17 protein-coding genes are annotated in these 18,528 nt (G+C 51.0%); 9 read left to right on the top strand and 8 right to left on the bottom strand.

Annotated features, from left to right (window positions below; genetic code table 11):
- Nucleotides 1–55 precede the first annotated feature (55 nt).
- From EJN92_RS03205 to EJN92_RS03195, 3 genes are all read right to left on the bottom strand, one after another.
- Entirely contained in the window at nucleotides 56–940 is an 885-nt protein-coding gene (locus tag EJN92_RS03205) for an HDOD domain-containing protein (protein WP_126129742.1), read from the bottom strand.
- Nucleotides 941–1,179: 239 nt separating this feature from the next.
- A complete protein-coding gene (gene xth / locus EJN92_RS03200; protein ID WP_126126504.1) occupies nucleotides 1,180–1,944 on the bottom strand; it encodes an exodeoxyribonuclease III in 765 nt (254 codons plus the stop codon).
- A 98-nt stretch (nucleotides 1,945–2,042) separates the two neighbouring features.
- Nucleotides 2,043–3,542 carry a leucyl aminopeptidase gene (locus tag EJN92_RS03195; RefSeq protein WP_126126503.1) on the bottom strand — a complete coding sequence of 500 codons (1,500 nt, stop codon included), beginning with the start codon at nucleotides 3,540–3,542 and terminating at the stop codon, nucleotides 2,043–2,045.
- 48 nt (nucleotides 3,543–3,590) lie between these two features.
- Between EJN92_RS03195 and lptF the strand changes: the two genes are divergently transcribed.
- The 9 genes from lptF (at nucleotide 3,591) to EJN92_RS03150 (ending at nucleotide 14,107) form a co-directional block, all read left to right on the top strand.
- Nucleotides 3,591–4,736 carry an LPS export ABC transporter permease LptF gene (gene lptF / locus EJN92_RS03190; RefSeq protein ID WP_126126502.1) on the top strand — a complete coding sequence of 382 codons (1,146 nt, stop codon included), beginning with the start codon at nucleotides 3,591–3,593 and terminating at the stop codon, nucleotides 4,734–4,736.
- Nucleotides 4,733–5,863: an LPS export ABC transporter permease LptG gene (gene lptG, locus EJN92_RS03185; RefSeq protein WP_126126501.1), complete on the top strand. Its 1,131-nt coding sequence runs from the start codon at nucleotides 4,733–4,735 to the stop codon at nucleotides 5,861–5,863. The genes lptF and lptG overlap by 4 nt, the downstream gene beginning before the upstream one ends.
- A gap of 23 nt (nucleotides 5,864–5,886) precedes the next feature.
- Nucleotides 5,887–6,264: a sirohydrochlorin chelatase gene (locus EJN92_RS03180; RefSeq protein ID WP_126126500.1), complete on the top strand. Its 378-nt coding sequence runs from the start codon at nucleotides 5,887–5,889 to the stop codon at nucleotides 6,262–6,264.
- 216 nt (nucleotides 6,265–6,480) lie between these two features.
- Nucleotides 6,481–7,752 carry an efflux RND transporter periplasmic adaptor subunit gene (locus EJN92_RS03175; protein ID WP_126126499.1) on the top strand — a complete coding sequence of 424 codons (1,272 nt, stop codon included), beginning with the start codon at nucleotides 6,481–6,483 and terminating at the stop codon, nucleotides 7,750–7,752.
- A 63-nt stretch (nucleotides 7,753–7,815) separates the two neighbouring features.
- Nucleotides 7,816–8,547 carry an ABC transporter ATP-binding protein gene (locus tag EJN92_RS03170; protein ID WP_126126498.1) on the top strand — a complete coding sequence of 244 codons (732 nt, stop codon included), beginning with the start codon at nucleotides 7,816–7,818 and terminating at the stop codon, nucleotides 8,545–8,547.
- Nucleotides 8,548–8,556: 9 nt separating this feature from the next.
- Nucleotides 8,557–9,870, top strand: a complete 1,314-nt coding sequence (locus tag EJN92_RS03165) for an ABC transporter permease (RefSeq protein WP_126129741.1) — start codon at nucleotides 8,557–8,559, stop codon at nucleotides 9,868–9,870.
- Nucleotides 9,871–9,888: 18 nt separating this feature from the next.
- Nucleotides 9,889–11,136 (top strand): ABC transporter permease, encoded by a 1,248-nt coding sequence (locus EJN92_RS03160; RefSeq protein WP_126126497.1) that lies wholly within the window; start codon nucleotides 9,889–9,891, stop codon nucleotides 11,134–11,136.
- Nucleotides 11,137–11,372: 236 nt separating this feature from the next.
- Nucleotides 11,373–12,722: a sigma-54-dependent transcriptional regulator gene (locus EJN92_RS03155; RefSeq protein ID WP_126126496.1), complete on the top strand. Its 1,350-nt coding sequence runs from the start codon at nucleotides 11,373–11,375 to the stop codon at nucleotides 12,720–12,722.
- Nucleotides 12,719–14,107, top strand: coding sequence for a sensor histidine kinase (locus EJN92_RS03150; protein ID WP_227869680.1), 1,389 nt, complete (start codon nucleotides 12,719–12,721; stop codon nucleotides 14,105–14,107). Before EJN92_RS03155 ends, EJN92_RS03150 begins: the two co-directional genes overlap by 4 nt.
- Before the next feature lie 94 nt (nucleotides 14,108–14,201).
- Here the strand turns inward: EJN92_RS03150 and cobA are convergent, their stop codons facing one another.
- From cobA to EJN92_RS03125, 5 genes are read right to left on the bottom strand one after another with little or no spacing between them, the layout of a single operon-like run.
- Nucleotides 14,202–14,939, bottom strand: coding sequence for a uroporphyrinogen-III C-methyltransferase (cobA, locus tag EJN92_RS03145; RefSeq protein WP_126126495.1), 738 nt, complete (start codon nucleotides 14,937–14,939; stop codon nucleotides 14,202–14,204).
- Nucleotides 14,932–16,281 (bottom strand): sulfate adenylyltransferase subunit 1, encoded by a 1,350-nt coding sequence (locus EJN92_RS03140; RefSeq protein ID WP_126126494.1) that lies wholly within the window; start codon nucleotides 16,279–16,281, stop codon nucleotides 14,932–14,934. The genes cobA and EJN92_RS03140 overlap by 8 nt, the downstream gene beginning before the upstream one ends.
- Complete coding sequence (gene cysD, locus EJN92_RS03135) at nucleotides 16,281–17,216, bottom strand: sulfate adenylyltransferase subunit CysD (protein ID WP_126126493.1); 936 nt, start codon at nucleotides 17,214–17,216, stop codon at nucleotides 16,281–16,283. The genes EJN92_RS03140 and cysD overlap by 1 nt, the downstream gene beginning before the upstream one ends.
- A gap of 41 nt (nucleotides 17,217–17,257) precedes the next feature.
- Entirely contained in the window at nucleotides 17,258–17,980 is a 723-nt protein-coding gene (locus EJN92_RS03130; protein WP_126126492.1) for a phosphoadenylyl-sulfate reductase, read from the bottom strand.
- A complete protein-coding gene (locus EJN92_RS03125) occupies nucleotides 17,977–18,510 on the bottom strand; it encodes a DUF934 domain-containing protein (protein WP_126126491.1) in 534 nt (177 codons plus the stop codon). Before EJN92_RS03125 ends, EJN92_RS03130 begins: the two co-directional genes overlap by 4 nt.
- Nucleotides 18,511–18,528: the final 18 nt, after the last annotated feature.

The following is an 18,528-nucleotide window of genomic DNA, read 5'->3' as shown; positions in this document are numbered from 1 at the left end:
TTTGAAAAAATAAAAAAGGGGCGTAAGCCCCTTTTGCACAAATCAGATCAGCCAACTATGTCATTAGGGCTGCTGCCAGGGTTTTGAACTCTTCCCCTGACTCTTCCAAGATGCTGTGTAAAGTACCTTCTCCGACGACAAAATCGATTTCCGACGTATAGCGATTGCTTTCAGTATCGGTACGGGTATCTAGTGGCGATGGTGTTTTTGCTAGTTCATTGGCTAGCAGCAAGGTATCACCCAGAGACTCGGGCGGCATGGCACGCAAACCATACCATAGCGCTTCAACTGCATCGACTACCGGTTGTGGTAATTGTAGGTTTTTTAATACTGCACGACCAATGACTGCTTCTGCTGATTCTCTATCGATGACGGTGTCTGTGAATGAGGGTAAGTCATTCGGTGCCGGCGGCGCATTTAAATCATCTTTTTCTAGCAGCGAGGGAAATTCTTCAGCGCGTGATAGCAGGTAAAATCCGCCAACTTCATGCACGATACCGGCAAACATCGCCGTATCAGGATCAAGTTTGGTGACGCGTCTTGCCATTACCTGGGCCAGTGCAGCCACTTGTGCAGAGTGCTCCCATAACTTATTGATCATGCCGCGTATCGCTGGATCTTTACTCGATCCGGCCAATTGGCGCACTACCAGCGAGGCCACCACCGAGCGTAAAGTACGAAAGCCCAAGCGAGAAATCGCCGCCTTCACATTGCTGACGTCATTTCCCATGCGGCTATATACAACAGAATTAGCAATTGCCACCACGCGGGCTGACAATAAAGGCTCGTTTAATACTAATTTGCTGGCAGTATCAACACTGCAATCCGGGTCATCCAGGGCTTTCTGAATTTTAAGCGTCGTGGCGACATTGGTAGAAAATACCAGTTCTCCGCGATTTGCCTGTAGAACAAGAACATTTAGGGCTTCAGTTTTATTCATGGCAGAATTTTGCTTCATATTGATATCAACACAAACCGGGTCTACCGGACCAGATATAGCACCAGAATAGCACCAGACCTATACGCATTGATTGCTATAGTTATATTTTTTAGCTGGGAGGCTATTTGTTCGCTTCATTCTGAGCTACTTGTAGCTGCAGGTCAATGAACAGTATAGATTGTTACATTTTATGAATTATATTTCTTTTCATTAATAAGTGTAAAGTCCGAAAGTGCGCTTCAATCCAGGGTCGCGATGACAGGCGCGTGGTCGGATGGTTGCTCCCATTTGCGCGGTACTTTATCTATGACGCAGGAAGTGCAACGTGCGGCCAAAGCTGCTGATAATAAGATATGGTCGATACGAACACCTTTATTGAGGCGGAAGCCGAGTTGACGGTAGTCCCACCAGCTAAAGGATTTCTCGGCTTGCTCAAACATACGGAAACTGTCGCTTAAACCCAAGTCTATCAAGGCTTGTAATGCAGCGCGCTCTGGCGGTGAGACCAGATTCTGGCCTTCCCATGCAGCCGGGTCGTAGACGTCACGGTCTTCCGGTGCAATGTTGTAATCACCCAATACCGCCAACGATGCATGCTGACTCATTTCCTGCTTGACCCACTCGTGCAAAGACGCCAACCAGCTCAGTTTGTAGGGATATTTCTCAGAATCGAGCGCCTGACCATTCGGCACATAGGCGCAAATAATGCGCATGTCCTGTATGGTCGCGGCGATGATGCGCTGTTGAGCATCTTCAAACAAGGGATTGTTTTTTTGCACATCTGTGATGGCGTGACGCGATAAAATTGCCACACCGTTATAGGTTTTCTGACCACTAAAAGCGACCTGATAACCTGCCGCTTCGATCTCGGCTTGTGGAAACTTGTCATCGGTCAATTTGGTTTCTTGCAAGCACAAAACATCGACGGGGTTGTTCTCCAGCCATGTCAAAACCTGAGGCAAGCGTACCTTGAGGGAGTTAACGTTCCAGGTGACTAGTTTCATATCTAAATCTCAATAAAATAAAAAACCGCGCCCCATATTCTACAGGGCGCGGTGTGATCAGCCTAAGCGTTCATTTTAGATGAACGCTTAAAGATGTTTTAGCCAGCGCGATTCATCAGGAAAGTAGTCAACATAGGTACTGGACGACCGGTAGAACCTTTGGCAGCACCAGATTTCCAGGCGGTACCAGCGATATCCAGATGCGCCCAAGTGTATGCCTTAGTGAAACGCTCGAGGAAGCAGGCTGCCGTCACACTACCACCGGCTGGGCCGCCGATATTTGCCATGTCAGCAAAATTCGACTTTAATTGCTCGTTATATGCTTCTTCTATAGGCATACGCCACGCGGTGTCACCCGTTTGTTTACCTGCTTCCAGTAATTCAGCTGCCAGTTTGTCGTGTGCTGCATCGTGACGTGTGAACAGGCCCGTATTGTGATGACCTAAAGAAGTAATGATGGCACCCGTCAGCGTGGCTACATCCACTACTACGGCCGGTTTCAGACGCTCTACATAGGTCAGTGCATCACATAAGATCAGACGACCTTCTGCATCGGTATTGAGTATCTCTATGGTCTGGCCGGACATGGAAGTGACAATGTCGCCTGGACGTGTGGCTTTTCCTGAAGGCATATTTTCGCAAGTTGGGATGACCGCGATGACGTTCAGTTTTAGTTTCATCTCGCCGATGGCACGCATGGTGCCCAAGACAGAAGCAGCGCCACCCATATCGTATTTCATTTCATCCATGCCGGCGCCTGGTTTCAAGGAAATACCACCTGAATCGAAAGTAATACCCTTGCCTACCAAGACGGTAGGTGCATCTTTGGCTTTGCCACCCATGTGTTTTAAGACGATGAATTTTGGTGGCTCTTCAGATCCATTCGTGACCGACAGGAAGCTATTCATTTTCAGTGCTTGCAGTTGCTTGCGCTCTAGTACTTCTATACCCATCTTGTAGTCGGTCGCGATGGTTTTTGCTGTATTGGCCAGGTAGGTCGGAGTGCAAACATTGGGTGGTAAATCACCTAGTTCTTTGGTGAGATCCATGCCGTTGGCAAGCGCCACGCTATGCGTCAAAGCCAATTTTGCACCGGCTGCCTGGCTGCTTGTAACTGCAATCGCCACTTTTTTAACGCCAGTGCTGACAGCTGATTTTTTGCTTTTCAGGCTGTCGGTGCGGAATATAGATTCACGGAAAGCCACAACGATGGTGCGTACAGCCCATGCCGCGTCACGTCCAGTTACGCCAGGCAAAGCGAGGATGGTATCGTTGGCACCGTAACTTGCCAAGCTGCGGGCAGCGGCTTGAACTGCTTGCACAAAAGATTTTTCAGCGACTGTCGCAGTTTCTTCGCCTAAACCAACTAATAACACACGTTCTGCTGCAACTTCGTCCACATTGCGCAATAATAGCGTTGTGCCAGCTTTGCCAGAAATGTCGCCTGATTTCAAGGCCGCAGAAATGGCACCTTTTTTATCTAAAGCAGTGGCTGCAGCTGTTAATTTTTTGTTTTCGAACACGCCTACAACTACGCAGCCAGTTTTGCTTGTATTCACGGTGCTTTTGGCGTCGAATGTTTTTATGCTAAAGTCCACGTATTACTCCTCTTTGTAAGTTTCGTAAAACAGGTATTATAACCCTCCATGATTTTTCAGCGCGCGCTTAGACGTGAATTGTTCAGTGCCGCAGGCGCTGTGTTTACGACACTCTTCACAATCACCATCACTTTCATGCTCATCAAGATCCTCGGGCAAGCCGCCGGAGGTAAGGTCGCATCGGCTGATGTGATCACTTTGATCGGATATTCCTCACTCACCTATTTACCAGTTTTACTTATTTTGACTGGTTTTATTTCGGTGTTGTTGGTGGTAACCCGCTGTTACCAGGATTCTGAAATGGTGGTTTGGTTCGCCTCTGGCTTGAGTTTGACACAATGGATAAAACCAGTACTTCGATTCGGTTTGCCTTTTATTGTCTTGACGGGCTTGCTGAGTTTTGTTGCTACTCCTTGGGCCAATCGTCAAAGTTCTGAATTACGCGAGCAGTATGAAAAACGCGGTGACATCGCTAAAGTCTCACCAGGAAAATTTCAAGAATCAGCCTCCTCCGAGCGCATTTTTTTTGTTGAGGAAGTGACCGGTGATTTAGGCAAGGTCAGAAACGTCTTCATCAACACCAATAAAAATGGTAGGTCCAGCGTGGTGGTGGCCAGCGAAGGGAAAATGGAGATCGATGCGCATGGCGATAAATTTTTGGTCATGAGTAAGGGTAGTCGCTACGATGGCTTGCCAAGTGAGCCAAATTTTCAGATGATGGAATTTGAGAAGTATGGCATTTTGGTGGCAGCTCAGACCAAGGCGGCCGCTGGCAACAAAAACGCAAAATCGCTTTCGCTTTCAGAATTGCTAGAAGACCCAAATAAATTTAATCGAGGTGAATTATTGTGGCGCATTTCCTTGCCGTTGATGGCAACGATACTCTTGCTGTTGGCGGTGCCTTTGGGTTACGTCAATCCGCGCGTAGGCCGCTCAGCCAATCTGATCATCGCTCTGCTGCTGGTGGCGGTGTATCTGAATTTACTCAATATTGTGCAAGAAGCCGTGGTGCAAGAAAAGCTGGCTCTAAACATGGCGTGGTGGCCCATGCATCTGGCCGCTCTGACGGTAGTGGTGTTGATGTTTTCATGGAGAGTAAAGGTGAATAGTGGTTCGCACCCCTTGGTGTTATGGTCGAAATTAAAATGTCGCTTGCTCAATGGTATGCGTAGCAAAGAAAAGAGTTGTTCATGAAGGTATTACAGCGCTATTTCGCTACTGAAATCATCCGTGCAGTGAGCTTTGTGATGCTTGCTTTGCTGGTGCTGTTTTCATTTTTTGATTTAATGGGCGAGTTGACCGAAGTTGGCCGCGGTGGCTATCGTTTGTCGCACGCGGCTGTGTATATTGCCCTACGTTTGCCTGGGTATGTGTATGAATTCATGCCGATTGCTGTACTCATTGGGACTATTTATGTACTGGCCCAGTTTGCCTCGAATTCTGAATTTACCATTATGCGTGCTGCCAGTATGTCCACCGTCAAGGCTGGCAGTATTCTGGCTAAAATTGGCTTGGTGTTTGTTGCTGTAACTTTTTTGTTTGGCGAAATTCTTTCGCCTTACTCTACCAAGCAGGCAGAAAAACTCAAAGTGAGCACCATGGGGGCGACCATAGCCCAGGAGTTTAGAAGTGGCTTGTGGACCAAGGATTTGATTAAGGCAAATGGCTTAAATGGCCCGGTAATCGGCTCGCGGATTTTAAACGTGAGAGAGGTGTTGCCGGATCGTTCGTTAGTAGGGCTAAAGGTCTACGAGTTCGACAGTGATTTTCACCTATCCCGAGAAATCACTGCCGCCCGTTCCGAATACCAGGGCAAGAATCTATGGCGTTTGTTTGACGTGGTTGAAACTTCCTTTCCCAAGACTTTGGCGAAACAGGATATGTTATCCATTCCTAGTCAGAAATTTGCCAGTCGGGATGTGGTTTCTGAGATCACTCCAGATATTTTGTCGGTGATTTTTGTCGACCCAGATCGCATGTCGGCTTATGACTTGGCGGCTTACACCAAACACCTGACCGAAAATAAACAAGACTCTGAGCGTTATGCGATCGCATTTTGGAAAAAAATTACTTATCCGTTTGCGATTTTGGTGATGATGGCTTTAGCCTTGCCCTTCGCTTACCTGCATGTAAGAAGTGGCAGTATCAGCCTGAAAATTTTCAGCGGTATCATGATAGGTTTGGTGTTCTATTTGTTTAATAGCCTGTTTTCGCATGTAGGCTTGCTCAATACCTGGCCGGCACCGGTGACTGCTTTAGCGCCGAGTTTGTTGTTCTCCATGATCGCGATGATCGCGATCCGTTATGTCGATAGACATTGATAGATGTTAATAGCTAAGCACAAATGAAAAAAAATACTGCCCTTATTCTGTTTGCGCATGGCGCTCGTGATCCGCGTTGGGCTGCACCTTTTCAAAGATTACAAAAAATGACGCAAGAGAATTTGCCCGATACGCGCGTCGAGTTGGCATTTCTGGAATTTATGACGCCCAATTTGACCGATTTGGTGGCGCAATTGGTGGCTGATGGCTGTGATAAGGTGATTGTGTCGCCGATATTCTTAGGGCAGGGCGGGCATGTCTTACGCGACTTGCCTGTCATGGTCGATGCCTTACGCCTGAATTATCCAGATCTCGAGTTACGGCAACTGGAGGCGGCCGGTGAAGACCCTGCAGTGCTGCAGGCGATACGTGACTATTGCATACGGTCGCTCAGCATTTAGTTGGCTCTAGGTTTTGTTTTGAATGGCGAAGCGTATGCTTCGCTATTTTTATTTACGCCGGCAGAACACTGTCCGCGGCTAACAAACGGACAGTTTATTTACGCTTGCGGACACCGCATATTCTGATGCTAGATATTAAAAGTTATATAAAACAATAACTTAGCTTCTGGCACACTTCCTGCTATTGATAGATTTATCTCTTTAACGATAAATTTTATGATACGCGATACTTCCGGCCAAGATGCTTACCTGGCAGCGCCATCAGCCTGGCGCAATAAAAAACTCATGATCTGGATAGGCCTAAGCATCGCCGCTGTAAGCGTGGCGGTGTTGCTGTTGTCTGCCTGGGGTGGCAGTAGCCGTTCGGTGAATCTGACACGTCTTAAAATTGCTCAGGTTAGTCGCGGTACCTTGGTCAGAGACCTTGCCGTCAATGGACGCTTGGTGGCGGCCGTTAGTCCTACTTTATATGCCAGCGCACCCAGCACAGTCAGTTTAAAAGTGCAGGCCGGTGACACGGTAAAAAAAGGACAGATCGTGGCCGAACTGGAGTCGCCAGATCTAAGTAATCAGCTCAAGCGTGAGCAATCTAGTTACGAACAATTGGAGGCAGAGGTGGCGCGCCAGCATATTGTGGCGCGCAAACAAAAGCTGCTGGCCAGACGCGATGCAGATCAAGCGGAAATTGAAAGGGTGGCGGCGGAACGTACCTTTCAACGTATAGAAGCGGCGGGGGGGGCTGGGGTGATCGCTAAACTTGATTTCATGAAGGCAAAGGACACCTTGAAGTCGGCAGAAATTCGCGCAAAACATGCCGAGCAGGCCACTAGTTTAGAGATCGAAGACGTGGACCTGGTCTTAAAAACCAAGCTGAGCCAATTACAGCAGCAACGCTTGGTACGTGACAATGCGCAACGCCGGGTCGACGAGCTGAAGTTGCAAGCTCCGGTGGATGGCCTGGTGGGGACCTTGTCAGCGAGTAATCGTAGCGTGGTGGCAGCCAACACCGCATTGATGACCCTGGTCGATTTGTCGCAACTTGAGGTGGAGTTGGAAATTCCAGAATCCTATGTGGCCGATCTGGGTATAGGCATGAACGTAGAAATCACTATCAATGGTGTGAATACTCTAGGTAAATTGTCGGCGATCTCGCCTGAAGTGGTGAAAAATCAAGTGCTGGCACGCGTGCGTTTCAGCGGCGAGCAGCCGGTCGGCTTGCGCCAAAGCCAGCGCGTCTCGGCACGCCTTTTAATCGAAGAAAAACCGAATGTACTGATGTTGCCACGCGGTCCCTTTGTGGAAAACGAAGGAGGGCGATTTGTGTATATCGTAGAAGCCGGGGTAGCAAGACGGCAGGCCTTTAAGATGGGCGCAACCAGTGTCACGGCAGTTGAGGTGCAAGCAGGCTTGAAGTTAGGCGATCAGGTGGTGATCGCAGGCAGTGAATTGTTTGAAAATGCGCTGAGCGTCACGCTCAATGGTGGTTGAAAAAGGCAAAAATCGCTGGTACGTTTTAAGTAAAAACATCTATCAATTTTTTGGAGAATTCCTATGTTACGCATGAATAATTTAAGCAAGGTGTATCGCACTCACATGATAGAAACGCACGCTCTGCGTGGTTTTGAGATCCATGTCAAACAAGGTGAGTTCGTCACTGTGACCGGGCCTTCTGGCTCTGGCAAGACCAGTTTTTTGAATATTGCCGGTTTGCTCGAAGAGTTTAGCGGCGGCGACTATCTGCTCGATGGTGTGAACGTCAAGGGTCTCGATGATAACGCCCGCTCACGTCTGCGCAATGAAAAGCTCGGCTTCATCTTTCAGGGCTTCAATCTGATTCCTGATCTAAATTTATTCGATAACGTTGATGTGCCTTTACGCTACCGTGGTTTTAACGCGGCTGAACGCAAACGCCGTATCGAAGAGGCCCTCAGCCAGGTTGGCCTGGCATCGCGTATGAAACACTATCCGGCCGAGTTATCCGGTGGTCAGCAGCAAAGGGTGGCGATCGCCCGTGCTCTGGCCGGTAAACCAAAATTATTGCTGGCCGATGAACCCACCGGCAATCTCGATACCCACATGGCGCGTAGCGTGATGGAATTGCTAGAAGAAATCAACGCTAAGGGCACCACCATTTTGATGGTCACGCATGATCCAGAGTTGGCAGTACGGGCCCAGCGCAACGTCCACATCATCGATGGTCAGGTCTGTGATCTGGTACGTAAGAGCGCATCACTGTACGATGCCAGCGATGCTGCGCATTCCGTGAATACTGCTGCGGCATAAGGAGGCATGATGATCCAATATTATTTTCTGTTAGGGCTGCGCAGCCTGAAACGCAATCCCATCTTGACTGCCTTGATGGTCTTGACGCTGGCAATCGGGGTCGCGGCCAGTATCTCGACTTTAACTATTTTGCATGTGATGTCGGGCGACCCGATTCCAAACAAAAGCGATCGCTTGTTTGCACCTATCATTGATAACGGCTCTATAGAAGGCTATGTCGCAGGTGAAAAATATATCGATCACCAATTGACTTACAAAGATGTGGTCAATCTATTGGCTAGCAAGCAGGGCGAACGACGCACCGGCTTGTATGGTGTAGGCATGGTCATCGAGCCACTACGCGCTGATCTGGGCGTGGTCGCGGCAGAAGGCATGGCCGCCGGCAGCGACGTCTTCGCTATGTTCGACATACCGTTTTTGTATGGGCAGCCCTGGCGTGCGATCGACGATAGCAATGCCGCCGATGTGGTGGTGTTGAGCCGCCAATTATCCGAGAAATTATTTGGCGCGGTCAACTCCGTCGGGCAGCGTCTACGCATGTCTGGCGCTGAATATCAAGTGGTTGGGGTGCTCGACAAATGGCTGCCGATGCCACGCTACTATCGCTTTAATGGCCGCTCGTCCGCTTTCGGAATTGAGGAAGAATTCCTCATTCCATTTGCTACAGCGATACGTCATCAAACCACACATTCTGGCGGTATGAGCTGCAGCAGTAAGCGCGAACCTGGTTGGCAAGCGCTGCTCGATTCTGAATGTACCTGGTTTCATTTCTGGTTCGAAATGAAATCTGCCACTCAGCGCACCGAGTTGCAAAACTATATCGATAGCTATGTCAGCGAGCAAAGAAAATTCGGCCGGTTTTTACGAAAGGCCAAAAACCAATTGTTTGACGTGCGCGGATGGTTAAACGAGATGAAAATCATCGGCGATGACAGTAAACTTTCGGCCTGGCTGGCATTTGGTTTCTTGTTGCTCTGTCTGGTCAATACCATAGGTTTATTGCTGGCTAAGTTTTCTGTGCGCGCTTCAGAAGTCGGTGTCAGGCGTGCGCTCGGCGCATCGCGTGGACAGGTGTTTTTGCAATTTTTCATTGAGAGCGCTGTGATCGGTTTGATTGGTGGCTTGCTTGGTGTGTTATTCGCCATCGGTGCGCTGCTGTTGATCGCCATGCAGTCAAAACAATTGGCGGTGGTGGCGCATATGGATTGGACTATGCTGGGGCTGACCTTTTTGATGTCTATATCCGCAGCTATTCTGGCTGGGCTGTTACCGACCTGGCGCGCCTGTAAAGTAACACCGGCAATACAACTCAAATCACAATGAAGATAGCTGAGGCAAAAAATGAAAATATTTACTGAAATCCGCCCGATATTGTCTGCCTTGTTCAGAAATAAAACCGGGCCCTTATTAGTGGCAATCCAAGTGGCATTGAGTCTGGCGATACTGGCTAATGCCTTATACATCGTTAATTTGCGTCTGGCTGTGGCGGCGCGCCCGAGTGGCGTGGCCGAAGAGTTGAATCTCTTCAGGGTGCATGTCAGCAATCAAAAAATGGGTGAGCACGCCGATCAGATCGCCATGCAAAAGCAGGAGGCCGCCATCATAGCGGCAGTGCCCGGTGTGGTGGCTGTGGCACGTGTGAATCAGATGCCTTTGTCTCAATCCGGTAGTACCAGTGGGCTGGCGGCCGATCGCAAACAAACGACTAGTAGTGCGATGGGATCTATCTATATGTCACCTGATTCCTTAGTACAAACCTGGGGATTACATTTAATAGAAGGGCGTGATTTTAATGCTGGTGATAAGTATGAACTGGACCAAAATACCACGCAAGATTTTCCTAAGAGCGTGATCATCAGCAAGGAGTTGGCAAACAAGCTGTATCCCGAGCAGGCTTCGGTGGTTGGTAAAGATCTCTATTTTGGAACCGGAGAGCAGGCCAATGGCGTGAAAATTATCGGTGTGGTGGAACGCTTGCAAACGCATGGCGGAAGGGCTGCGAGCGCAGGGGAGACTTCGGTCATCGTGCCGATACGGCTGAGTAATGATGTGCACTCTGGTTATTCGGTACGTACCGAGGCAGGGCAGCGCGATCGCGTCATGAAAGAGGTCGAGGCGGCTTTGCGTAAGAGTTCGGCGACCCCGCTCAATCTGAAAAGTGCCACTATGGAAGAAGATAGGCGCACGCGTTATCGCAGTGAAAAAGCGCTGGCATGGATGCTCATCGTGGTGAGTAGCTTGTTGGTGTTGGTGACCGCTTCTGGCATCGTCGGCATGAGCACTTTATGGGTGACGCAACGCTATAAGCAGATCGGTGTGCGGCGCGCTCTGGGTGCCAGAAAGATCGATATTCTGACCTATTTCATCACTGAAAATATGCTCATCACGAGTGTGGGCGTGGTCGGAGGTCTGCTGTTGGCACTGGCGCTGAATCAACTATTGGTGAGGCAATTTGAGCTGAGCAAACTCCCCTTGGCTTACCTGCTGTTGGCGCCTTGTGTGTTCTTCGTGTTGGGCGTGCTGGCGGTGTACGGACCGGCCTGGCGCGCTGCCAGTATTTCACCTGCGACTGCCACCCGTGGTGCCTAGCACTTAGCTATAAATTTAGAGCATGCGCTTGCACCTGACTGTGATTTTGCAAACGGGCAAGCCGCAGGCGCATAGTCTGCAGGCGCATATTCCATGCGCCTTTCCAGCCTGCATGGCCTGAAAGCCGCATGGAATATGCGCGCTGGGCTATGCCACTTTCAAAATAGTCAGATAGACTAGCCGAGTAGTACAATTGCATATCAACTCTACAATCCCTAATCTACAATACCTGCCCTATGTCCACAGTCCTGATCATTGATGATAACCCTACGATTGCGATGGCGCTTGAGGTCTTGCTATCGCTCGCAGACATCAACAGCATCAGCGCAGAATCACCCGAACAAGGCTTGGCCTTGCTAGAAACGAATACGGTTGATCTGGTAATACAGGACATGAACTTCTCTGCCGATACCACGTCAGGGCAGGAAGGCGTGGCCTTGTTTCAAGCGATCCGCATGCAGCACCCAGATTTGCCGGTCATTTTATTGACCGCCTGGACTCATCTCGATGCCGCGGTCGATTTGATCAAGGCTGGTGCCGCCGATTATCTGGCTAAACCCTGGAACGATCAGCGGCTGCTGGCGAGCGTGCAAAATTTACTAGAACTGGGCGAGCTGGGACGAGCCAATCGCAGTTTGCAGCAGCGCGTTATGCGTGAGCGTAAACAAAAACGCGCCTTAGTATCAAAATACGATTTGCGTGATTTGATCTGGCAAGACAGCGCCACCGAGCGCGTACTGGAGATGGCTTGTCAGGTGGCGCGCTCGCATGTCTCGGTGCTGATCACCGGTCCCAATGGCGCTGGTAAAGAACGCATCGCAGAAATCATTCAAGCCAATTCCAGTGTCAAAGACGGCCCCTTCGTCGTACTAAATTGCGGTGCCTTACCGGCCGAATTGATAGAGGCAGAATTATTTGGTGCTGAGGCCGGTGCCTATACCGGTGCCAGTAAGGCGCGTGAAGGTAAGTTTGAGGCAGCCGATGGCGGTACTCTATTTTTGGATGAAATCGGCAATCTGCCTTTAGCCGGCCAGATGAAATTGTTGCGGGTACTAGAGACAGGCCGGTTTGAGCGACTGGGGTCGAATAAAGAGCGGCAGGTAAAAGTGCGCGTGATCAGCGCCACCAATGCGGATTTACCAGCGATGATCAAGGCTGGCAGTTTTCGCGAAGACTTGTTTTACCGTCTGAATGTGATTGAATTAAATCTTCCTGCCTTGGCCGAGCGCAGCGATGATATTTTACCTTTGGCGCGCTGTTTTCTAGACCCGGGCAAGCGCCTGACGGACGAGGCGCAAGTGCGACTGTTACAACACAGCTGGCCAGGTAATGTACGCGAGCTCAAAAACGTGCTGCAGAGAGCCTGTTTGTTTTCTTCAGGAGAGCAAATTCTAGCCAGCGATTTGGGCTTACCTATGCTGGTGGCAGTTAACCCTAGTCTGGAGTCAGAACTTGATCGTGATTCCATAGAGCAGGCTTTGCACAGCACGCATGGCGTGATTGCCCAAGCGGCCGCGCAACTGGGATTGAGTCGGCAGGCACTGTATCGCCGCATGGATAGATTAGGCATCAGCCGCAGCGCATGAGCCAGTTCAACGCGCCCGTTGGCAGTCAGGCAGGCTCGCCCCAGCGTGGCAGACGGTTTTCTTTGCTGACACGTTTGTATTTGCTGTTGGCAGGCTTACTGATGCTCGCCATAGTTCTGACGACAGTATTGGTGCTGCGTTTTCCCGGGCAAGCCTTGCTGGTAAGCAGCGCTATTCTGGCACTCATGCTATTGCTGGGCTTAGGGCTATTGCGTAGACAGCTAACGGCAGTGTTGCAATTGTTTCGCGCCATGAGTGGCACCGTGATCAGCTATCAGGATGGCGATTATTCCTTCGGCCTGCATTGGTCACGTAACGACGAGTTGGCAGATTTGGTCGATGCACATAATGCACTGGGCAATGTGCTGCGTGAGCAAAGACTCGATCTGGTGCAGCGCGAACTTTTATTAGACACCATGCTGCAAAATACGCCGGTGGCGATGTTACTGATTTCTGAACGTGGTGCCATCGTATTTGCCAATATCGCGGCGCGTCAGCTACTAAATCAGGGTAAGAAATTAGAAGGTTTTAGTCTGCAGCAGGTCTTGCTGCAGGTCTCGCAAGTGCTGCGTGACGCGATCGCTAAAGGTGGCGATGGCTTGTTTAGTAGCGCGCTCAAAGCGCGCGCGGATAAGGCCATTGAGAATGACGAGGAAGATGAGATCTATCATCTGTCGCGGCGCAATTTTAGTCTGAACGGACGGCAGCATGAGTTGCTGTTATTACGTCACCTGACCTTAGAGTTAAGACGCCAGGAAGTGCAGACATGGAAAAAAGTAATACGTGTGATCAGCCACGAATTGAATAACTCGCTGGCGCCGGTGGCTTCATTGGCGCGCTCGGCCCATGAGTTAGTCAAGCGCGGAAAAACCGAGCGCCTGCCAGAAATTTTAAGCACCATAGAAGAGCGCGCCCTGCATCTGGAAAGTTTTATCCAGGGTTATGCGCGCTTCGCTAAGCTGCCTACGCCCAGACTAGAGCCGATCAGCTGGAGTGAACTGATCAATACTCTGCAAGCGCATACTCGTTTTACTCTACTTGGCCCCTTGCCCGAGCAAGCCAGTCGCTTCGATATTGCGCAGATGGAGCAGGCGCTGCTAAATTTATTAAAAAATGCCCATGAGTCGGGCTCTGCCGCTGACCAGGTCAGCTTGAGCGTAAAACCTTTGCACGATTTGCTGCGGATTGATGTGATGGATAGGGGCAGTGGCATGAGTGAGGCGGTGATGTCGAACGCCTTGGTGCCGTTTTACTCGACCAAGCGTAGCGGCACCGGCCTGGGGCTGGCGCTGGCCAGAGAAATCATAGAAGCGCACGGCGGCCGCATCATGCTGAGCAACCGCGAAGGTGGCGGCTTGATGGTGAGCTTAATTTTGCCGGCTTGAAGGCTGGGTAGTGAGCTCGATTGTGAGCTGGATAGTGAGCTCGCTTGTGCTCTCCATTTTGGGAAGCACAAAAGATCTTAATTCAACGCCTGGTTTAATTTTTAAACGACTTACGCTGACGCATAGCCTCGCCCATCATGACCAAAACCGGCCCTTCACAGGCAGCTAAACCTTGTGATAAATCGGCCAGTGTCAGATGTTGCCAGCGTTCGTTAGGACGACTGCAGTTTTCTATCGCTATCAGTGGGAGAGTGGGTGGGTGGCCGGCCGCCAACATGCGTTGCGCGGTGAGTATCGCTTCTTTGCCGCCCATATACTGCACCAGCGTGTCGCAATCGGGTAGGCGAGTGTCGGCCTCTTCACCTGGCGCGGTGCTGGAGGTAAAAAATGCCACGCTACGGGCCACGCCACGCTTGGTGAGCGGTTGGCGTACGCTAGCTGCTGCCGCTACCGCGGTGGTAATGCCAGGAACGATTTCGAAATAAATGCCGGCTTCTTCCAGCGCGCTCATCTCTTCATCAGCCCGCCCAAACAACATAGGGTCACCGCCTTTGAGGCGCACGACCAAGGCATATTGCAAAGCAGATTCTATGATTTGCTGATTGATGAAGGATTGCGCAGCCGAACGTAATCCGCTGCGCTTTCCCACCGGTATTTTGATCGCCTGCGGACATAGCTCCAGCATCTCAGGCGTCACCAGGGCGTCATGCAAGACCACGTCTGCCATTGCTAGCAGACGCGCGCCGCGTACCGTAATCAGGTCCGCCGCACCAGGCCCGGCGCCGATCAGGTAGACCGTGCCGGGTAACTGGGAAGCCGCATGCTTATGCAAGACGTATCATCCCGGCAGCCACGGTTTGATGTGTGACTTCATCGATCAGGATGAAGGCACCGGTAGAGCGCAAGTCATCGTAGGCATCGGCCGCCAGGGCTTGCTGCACATTGATAGTGACGCGGGCGATGTCGTTCAAATTCAGACTGGTGGCAGGACGACGCTCTTGCGTGTTGATGTCGAGCAGAGTATCGACCGCGGTGACCTTGGCAGCGACTTGGCGGGTGGTGTGCTTGAGCCAGTAACGACGGCGCACATCCAAAGCGTCTTCGGACAACCAGCACAGATCGGCAGTCACGGTTTTGAGCAAGGTAGCTGGGCGATCACTGGAGGCCAGCATATCACCGCGAGAAATGTCGACATATTCATCGAGCAAGATGGTGACCGATTGGCCGACTACCGCCGTTTCCAGTGAACCATCTAGAGTCTGGATGTCCTTGACGGTAGCGCTTTGACCGCCGGGTTGCACGATTAATTTGTCGCCGCGGCTGACTTTGCCCGCTTCGATACGCCCCATGTAGCCACGGAAATCATTGGCTTCGTGGCCATTGTGACGCGCTACCAGTTGTACCGGGAAACGGAAAGGCTCGTCGTGGCATTCATCGTAGACGCTCAATGACTCGAGTAGCTCTATCAGGGTCGGCCCCTGGTACCAGGCTAGTTTGTCACTGGCAGTCACCACGTTATCACCCGCCAAGGCAGACAAAGGAATCGGCGTGATGTCTTTGAGTCCCAATTGCTGCGCAAATTTCTGGTATTCGGCGACGATGCGCTCGTACACGGTCTGATCGTAGTTGACCAGATCCATTTTATTGACGGCCACAACCACGTGTTCGATCTGCAGTAAATGCGCGATGGTCGAGTGGCGTTTGGTTTGTGTCAGCAACTCTACGCTACCGTCGTCGCCGAGTTTGACCTTGGAGACGTCGATCAGGATGATGACGGCGTCAGCAGTCGATGCACCGGTCACCATGTTGCGTGTGTATTGCTCGTGGCCCGGGGTGTCGGCGATAATGAATTTGCGCTTCGGTGTGGCGAAATAACGATAGGCCACGTCGATGGTGATACCTTGTTCGCGTTCCGCTTCCAGACCGTCAGTGAGCAAGGACAGATCAATGGTGTCACCGACCGTGCGTTTGTGTTTGGCGCGTGACATGGCATCTAACTGATCAGCGAAAATACCCTTGCTGTCAAACAGCAGGCGACCTATCAGCGTGCTCTTGCCATCATCGACTGAGCCTGCAGTGATGAAACGTAACAGGCCGCGTTCGCGGGTGGCGTCTTGAATGATGGGTGCGGCTGAAGCCACTGATGAAGTAACTACGGAATTAACTGCGCTCATTAGAAATATCCTTCTTTTTTACGTTTTTCCATGGAGGACTCTGAGGTCTGATCGTCCATGCGGGTAGCGCCGCGTTCTGTGATTTGGGTAATCGCGGTTTCAGCGATAATCGCTTCTACCGTCGCCGCATCGGACGATACCGGGCAGGTGCAAGAGATGTCGCCAACGGTGCGGAAGCGCACCACTTGCGTCTCTACCGTTTCGCCTTCGCGGGCCGGCGTCAGATCAGTCAACGGAACTAGCAAGCCATTGCGTGGGATCACCTGGCGTTCATGTGCGAAGTAAATCGGTGGCAGTTCGAGTTTTTCGCGGGCGATGTATTGCCAGACGTCGAGCTCAGTCCAGTTCGAGATCGGGAATACACGCATGTTTTCACCTGGGTGAACGCGGGTGTTGTACAGATCCCAGAGTTCAGGGCGCTGCGCTTTTGGATTCCATTGGCCAAACTCATCGCGGAAAGAAAAGATACGCTCTTTGGCGCGGGCTTTTTCTTCATCGCGGCGGGCACCGCCCATGCAGGCGTCAAACTTATGTTCAGCGATGGTTTCCAGCAACGTGACCGCTTGCGCTGCATTGCGTGAGTCGGTCGCAGGATTGCGCAAACGTACGGTGCCGCGCTTGATCGAATCTTCGACCGAGCCGACGATCAGGCGTTCGCCCAATTCCGCCACTTTTTTGTCGCGGAAGGTAATTACTTCAGCAAAGTTATGGCCGGTATCTATATGCACCAGCGGGAAAGGGAACTTACCTGGACGGAAGGCTTTTTCGGCGATGCGCAACATCACCACGGAGTCTTTGCCGCCCGAAAACAGCAAAGCAGGGTTGGCGCATTCCGCTGCGACTTCGCGCATGATGTGGATGGCTTCCGATTCCAGCCAATCGAGATGGCGATTACTCGCGGCATCAATAAAACTTTTTTCTACTGCGCTATTCATATACTTTACCTTTGACGATAACTCTTTTAATTTTTACGCGACTAGTTCGTGGCTGACTTAATACGTATCAGTTTACCATCGACTACATGCAAACCACATTCTTTGGATTCCGGATTTTCCCACCACCAGCGGCCAGCACGCACATCTTCACCTGGCTGTATGGCGCGGGTGCAAGGTTCGCAGCCTATCGACGGATAGCCTTTGTCGTGCAGGGGGTTGTAAGGCACATTATTGCTGCGTATATAGTGCCAGACATCTTCTTCTGACCAGTCGGCCAGCGGGTTAAATTTTTGCATGTCATGCGCGGCGTCATCTTCCTGCACATTGAGTTCGGTGCGGGTCGTTGATTGGGCGCGGCGCTGGCCAGTGACCCATGCCTTGTTGCCTGCCAGTGCACGATTGAGTGGCTCTATCTTGCGGATACGGCAGCATTCCTTGCGCATTTCTACGCTGTCGTAAAAGGCATTGAGACCATTGGCCGCAACGTAATTTTCTACCGCAGCAGTTTCTGGTTTGAACAGGGTAATCTCGCTGCCGTAAGTTTCCTTGATGCGAGCTAGCATGCCCAGAGTTTCGGCGTGCAGGCGACCGGTCTCCAGCGAGAAGATCCCTATCGCCAATTTGTTACGCAAGATCAGGTCAGTCAGTACCATGTCTTCCGCCGCTAAACTGGAGGCGAACACTGCCGGCGTAAATTCGGTGGCGATGCGTGCCAGAGTTGCCTGGGTCGCGCTTAATAGTGTGTCGAAATCGGCGCTGCTCATGCGGACAATCCCGTTCTTTCGGTACGGCGGAACAGGGGATTTTTCTCATCCCATGAAGTCTGGTATTTCTCGCTGAAATCGGTCAGTCCCTTAAGAGCATCGCTAATGCTCCTGTCTTCACGTGTTGCAAAGGCATTGAAGCCGACGCGCTGCATGTAAAACAATTGGTCACGCAAGACGTCACCTATGGCGCGCACTTCGCCGGTATAACCAAGACGGCTGCGGATGTTGTAGGCGATCGAGTAACCGCGGCCATCGGAAAATTTAGGAAAGTCGACTGCCAGCAAAGGGAATAGGGCAGCGTCTGCACCCAGATCCTTGGCTTGTTCTGCGCTGCCAAACCAGATCGCCAGATCCTGGGTCTTTTTTAAACGTGCGCTCAGTTCTTCACGCTGTATCAACCACACTTGCAGCGGAATGATGTGCTTGCCGGCAGGCACTTCTATCGCATCAGGCGTTTCGCCTTCGGCCAGTCGCAATACGGTCCAGTCGTCTTGCACTATGGCTTTGTCTTTAATAATTTCACGCATACTTAGCTTTCTAAAAAC

This window comes from Undibacterium parvum (assembly GCF_003955735.1).
Lineage (GTDB): Bacteria > Pseudomonadota > Gammaproteobacteria > Burkholderiales > Burkholderiaceae_D > Undibacterium > Undibacterium parvum.
Note: the sequence above shows the minus strand (reverse complement) of the source record. Positions and strands in the feature narration are given on the sequence as shown.

What these genes read in the sequence shown, in the direction of transcription:
- EJN92_RS03205 (WP_126129742.1), bottom strand. Translation starts at nt 940, where the DNA reads ATGAATAAAACTGAAGCCCTAAATGTTCTTGTTCTACAGGCAAATCGC.
- xth (WP_126126504.1), bottom strand. Translation starts at nt 1,944, where the DNA reads ATGAAACTAGTCACCTGGAACGTTAACTCCCTCAAGGTACGCTTGCCT.
- lptF (WP_126126502.1), top strand. Translation starts at nt 3,591, where the DNA reads ATGATTTTTCAGCGCGCGCTTAGACGTGAATTGTTCAGTGCCGCAGGC.
- lptG (WP_126126501.1), top strand. Translation starts at nt 4,733, where the DNA reads ATGAAGGTATTACAGCGCTATTTCGCTACTGAAATCATCCGTGCAGTG.
- EJN92_RS03180 (WP_126126500.1), top strand. Translation starts at nt 5,887, where the DNA reads ATGAAAAAAAATACTGCCCTTATTCTGTTTGCGCATGGCGCTCGTGAT.
- EJN92_RS03175 (WP_126126499.1), top strand. Translation starts at nt 6,481, where the DNA reads ATGATACGCGATACTTCCGGCCAAGATGCTTACCTGGCAGCGCCATCA.
- EJN92_RS03170 (WP_126126498.1), top strand. Translation starts at nt 7,816, where the DNA reads ATGTTACGCATGAATAATTTAAGCAAGGTGTATCGCACTCACATGATA.
- EJN92_RS03165 (WP_126129741.1), top strand. Translation starts at nt 8,557, where the DNA reads ATGATCCAATATTATTTTCTGTTAGGGCTGCGCAGCCTGAAACGCAAT.
- EJN92_RS03160 (WP_126126497.1), top strand. Translation starts at nt 9,889, where the DNA reads ATGAAAATATTTACTGAAATCCGCCCGATATTGTCTGCCTTGTTCAGA.
- EJN92_RS03155 (WP_126126496.1), top strand. Translation starts at nt 11,373, where the DNA reads ATGTCCACAGTCCTGATCATTGATGATAACCCTACGATTGCGATGGCG.
- EJN92_RS03150 (WP_227869680.1), top strand. Translation starts at nt 12,719, where the DNA reads ATGAGCCAGTTCAACGCGCCCGTTGGCAGTCAGGCAGGCTCGCCCCAG.
- EJN92_RS03140 (WP_126126494.1), bottom strand. Translation starts at nt 16,281, where the DNA reads ATGAGCGCAGTTAATTCCGTAGTTACTTCATCAGTGGCTTCAGCCGCA.
- cysD (WP_126126493.1), bottom strand. Translation starts at nt 17,216, where the DNA reads ATGAATAGCGCAGTAGAAAAAAGTTTTATTGATGCCGCGAGTAATCGC.
- EJN92_RS03130 (WP_126126492.1), bottom strand. Translation starts at nt 17,980, where the DNA reads ATGAGCAGCGCCGATTTCGACACACTATTAAGCGCGACCCAGGCAACT.
- EJN92_RS03125 (WP_126126491.1), bottom strand. Translation starts at nt 18,510, where the DNA reads ATGCGTGAAATTATTAAAGACAAAGCCATAGTGCAAGACGACTGGACC.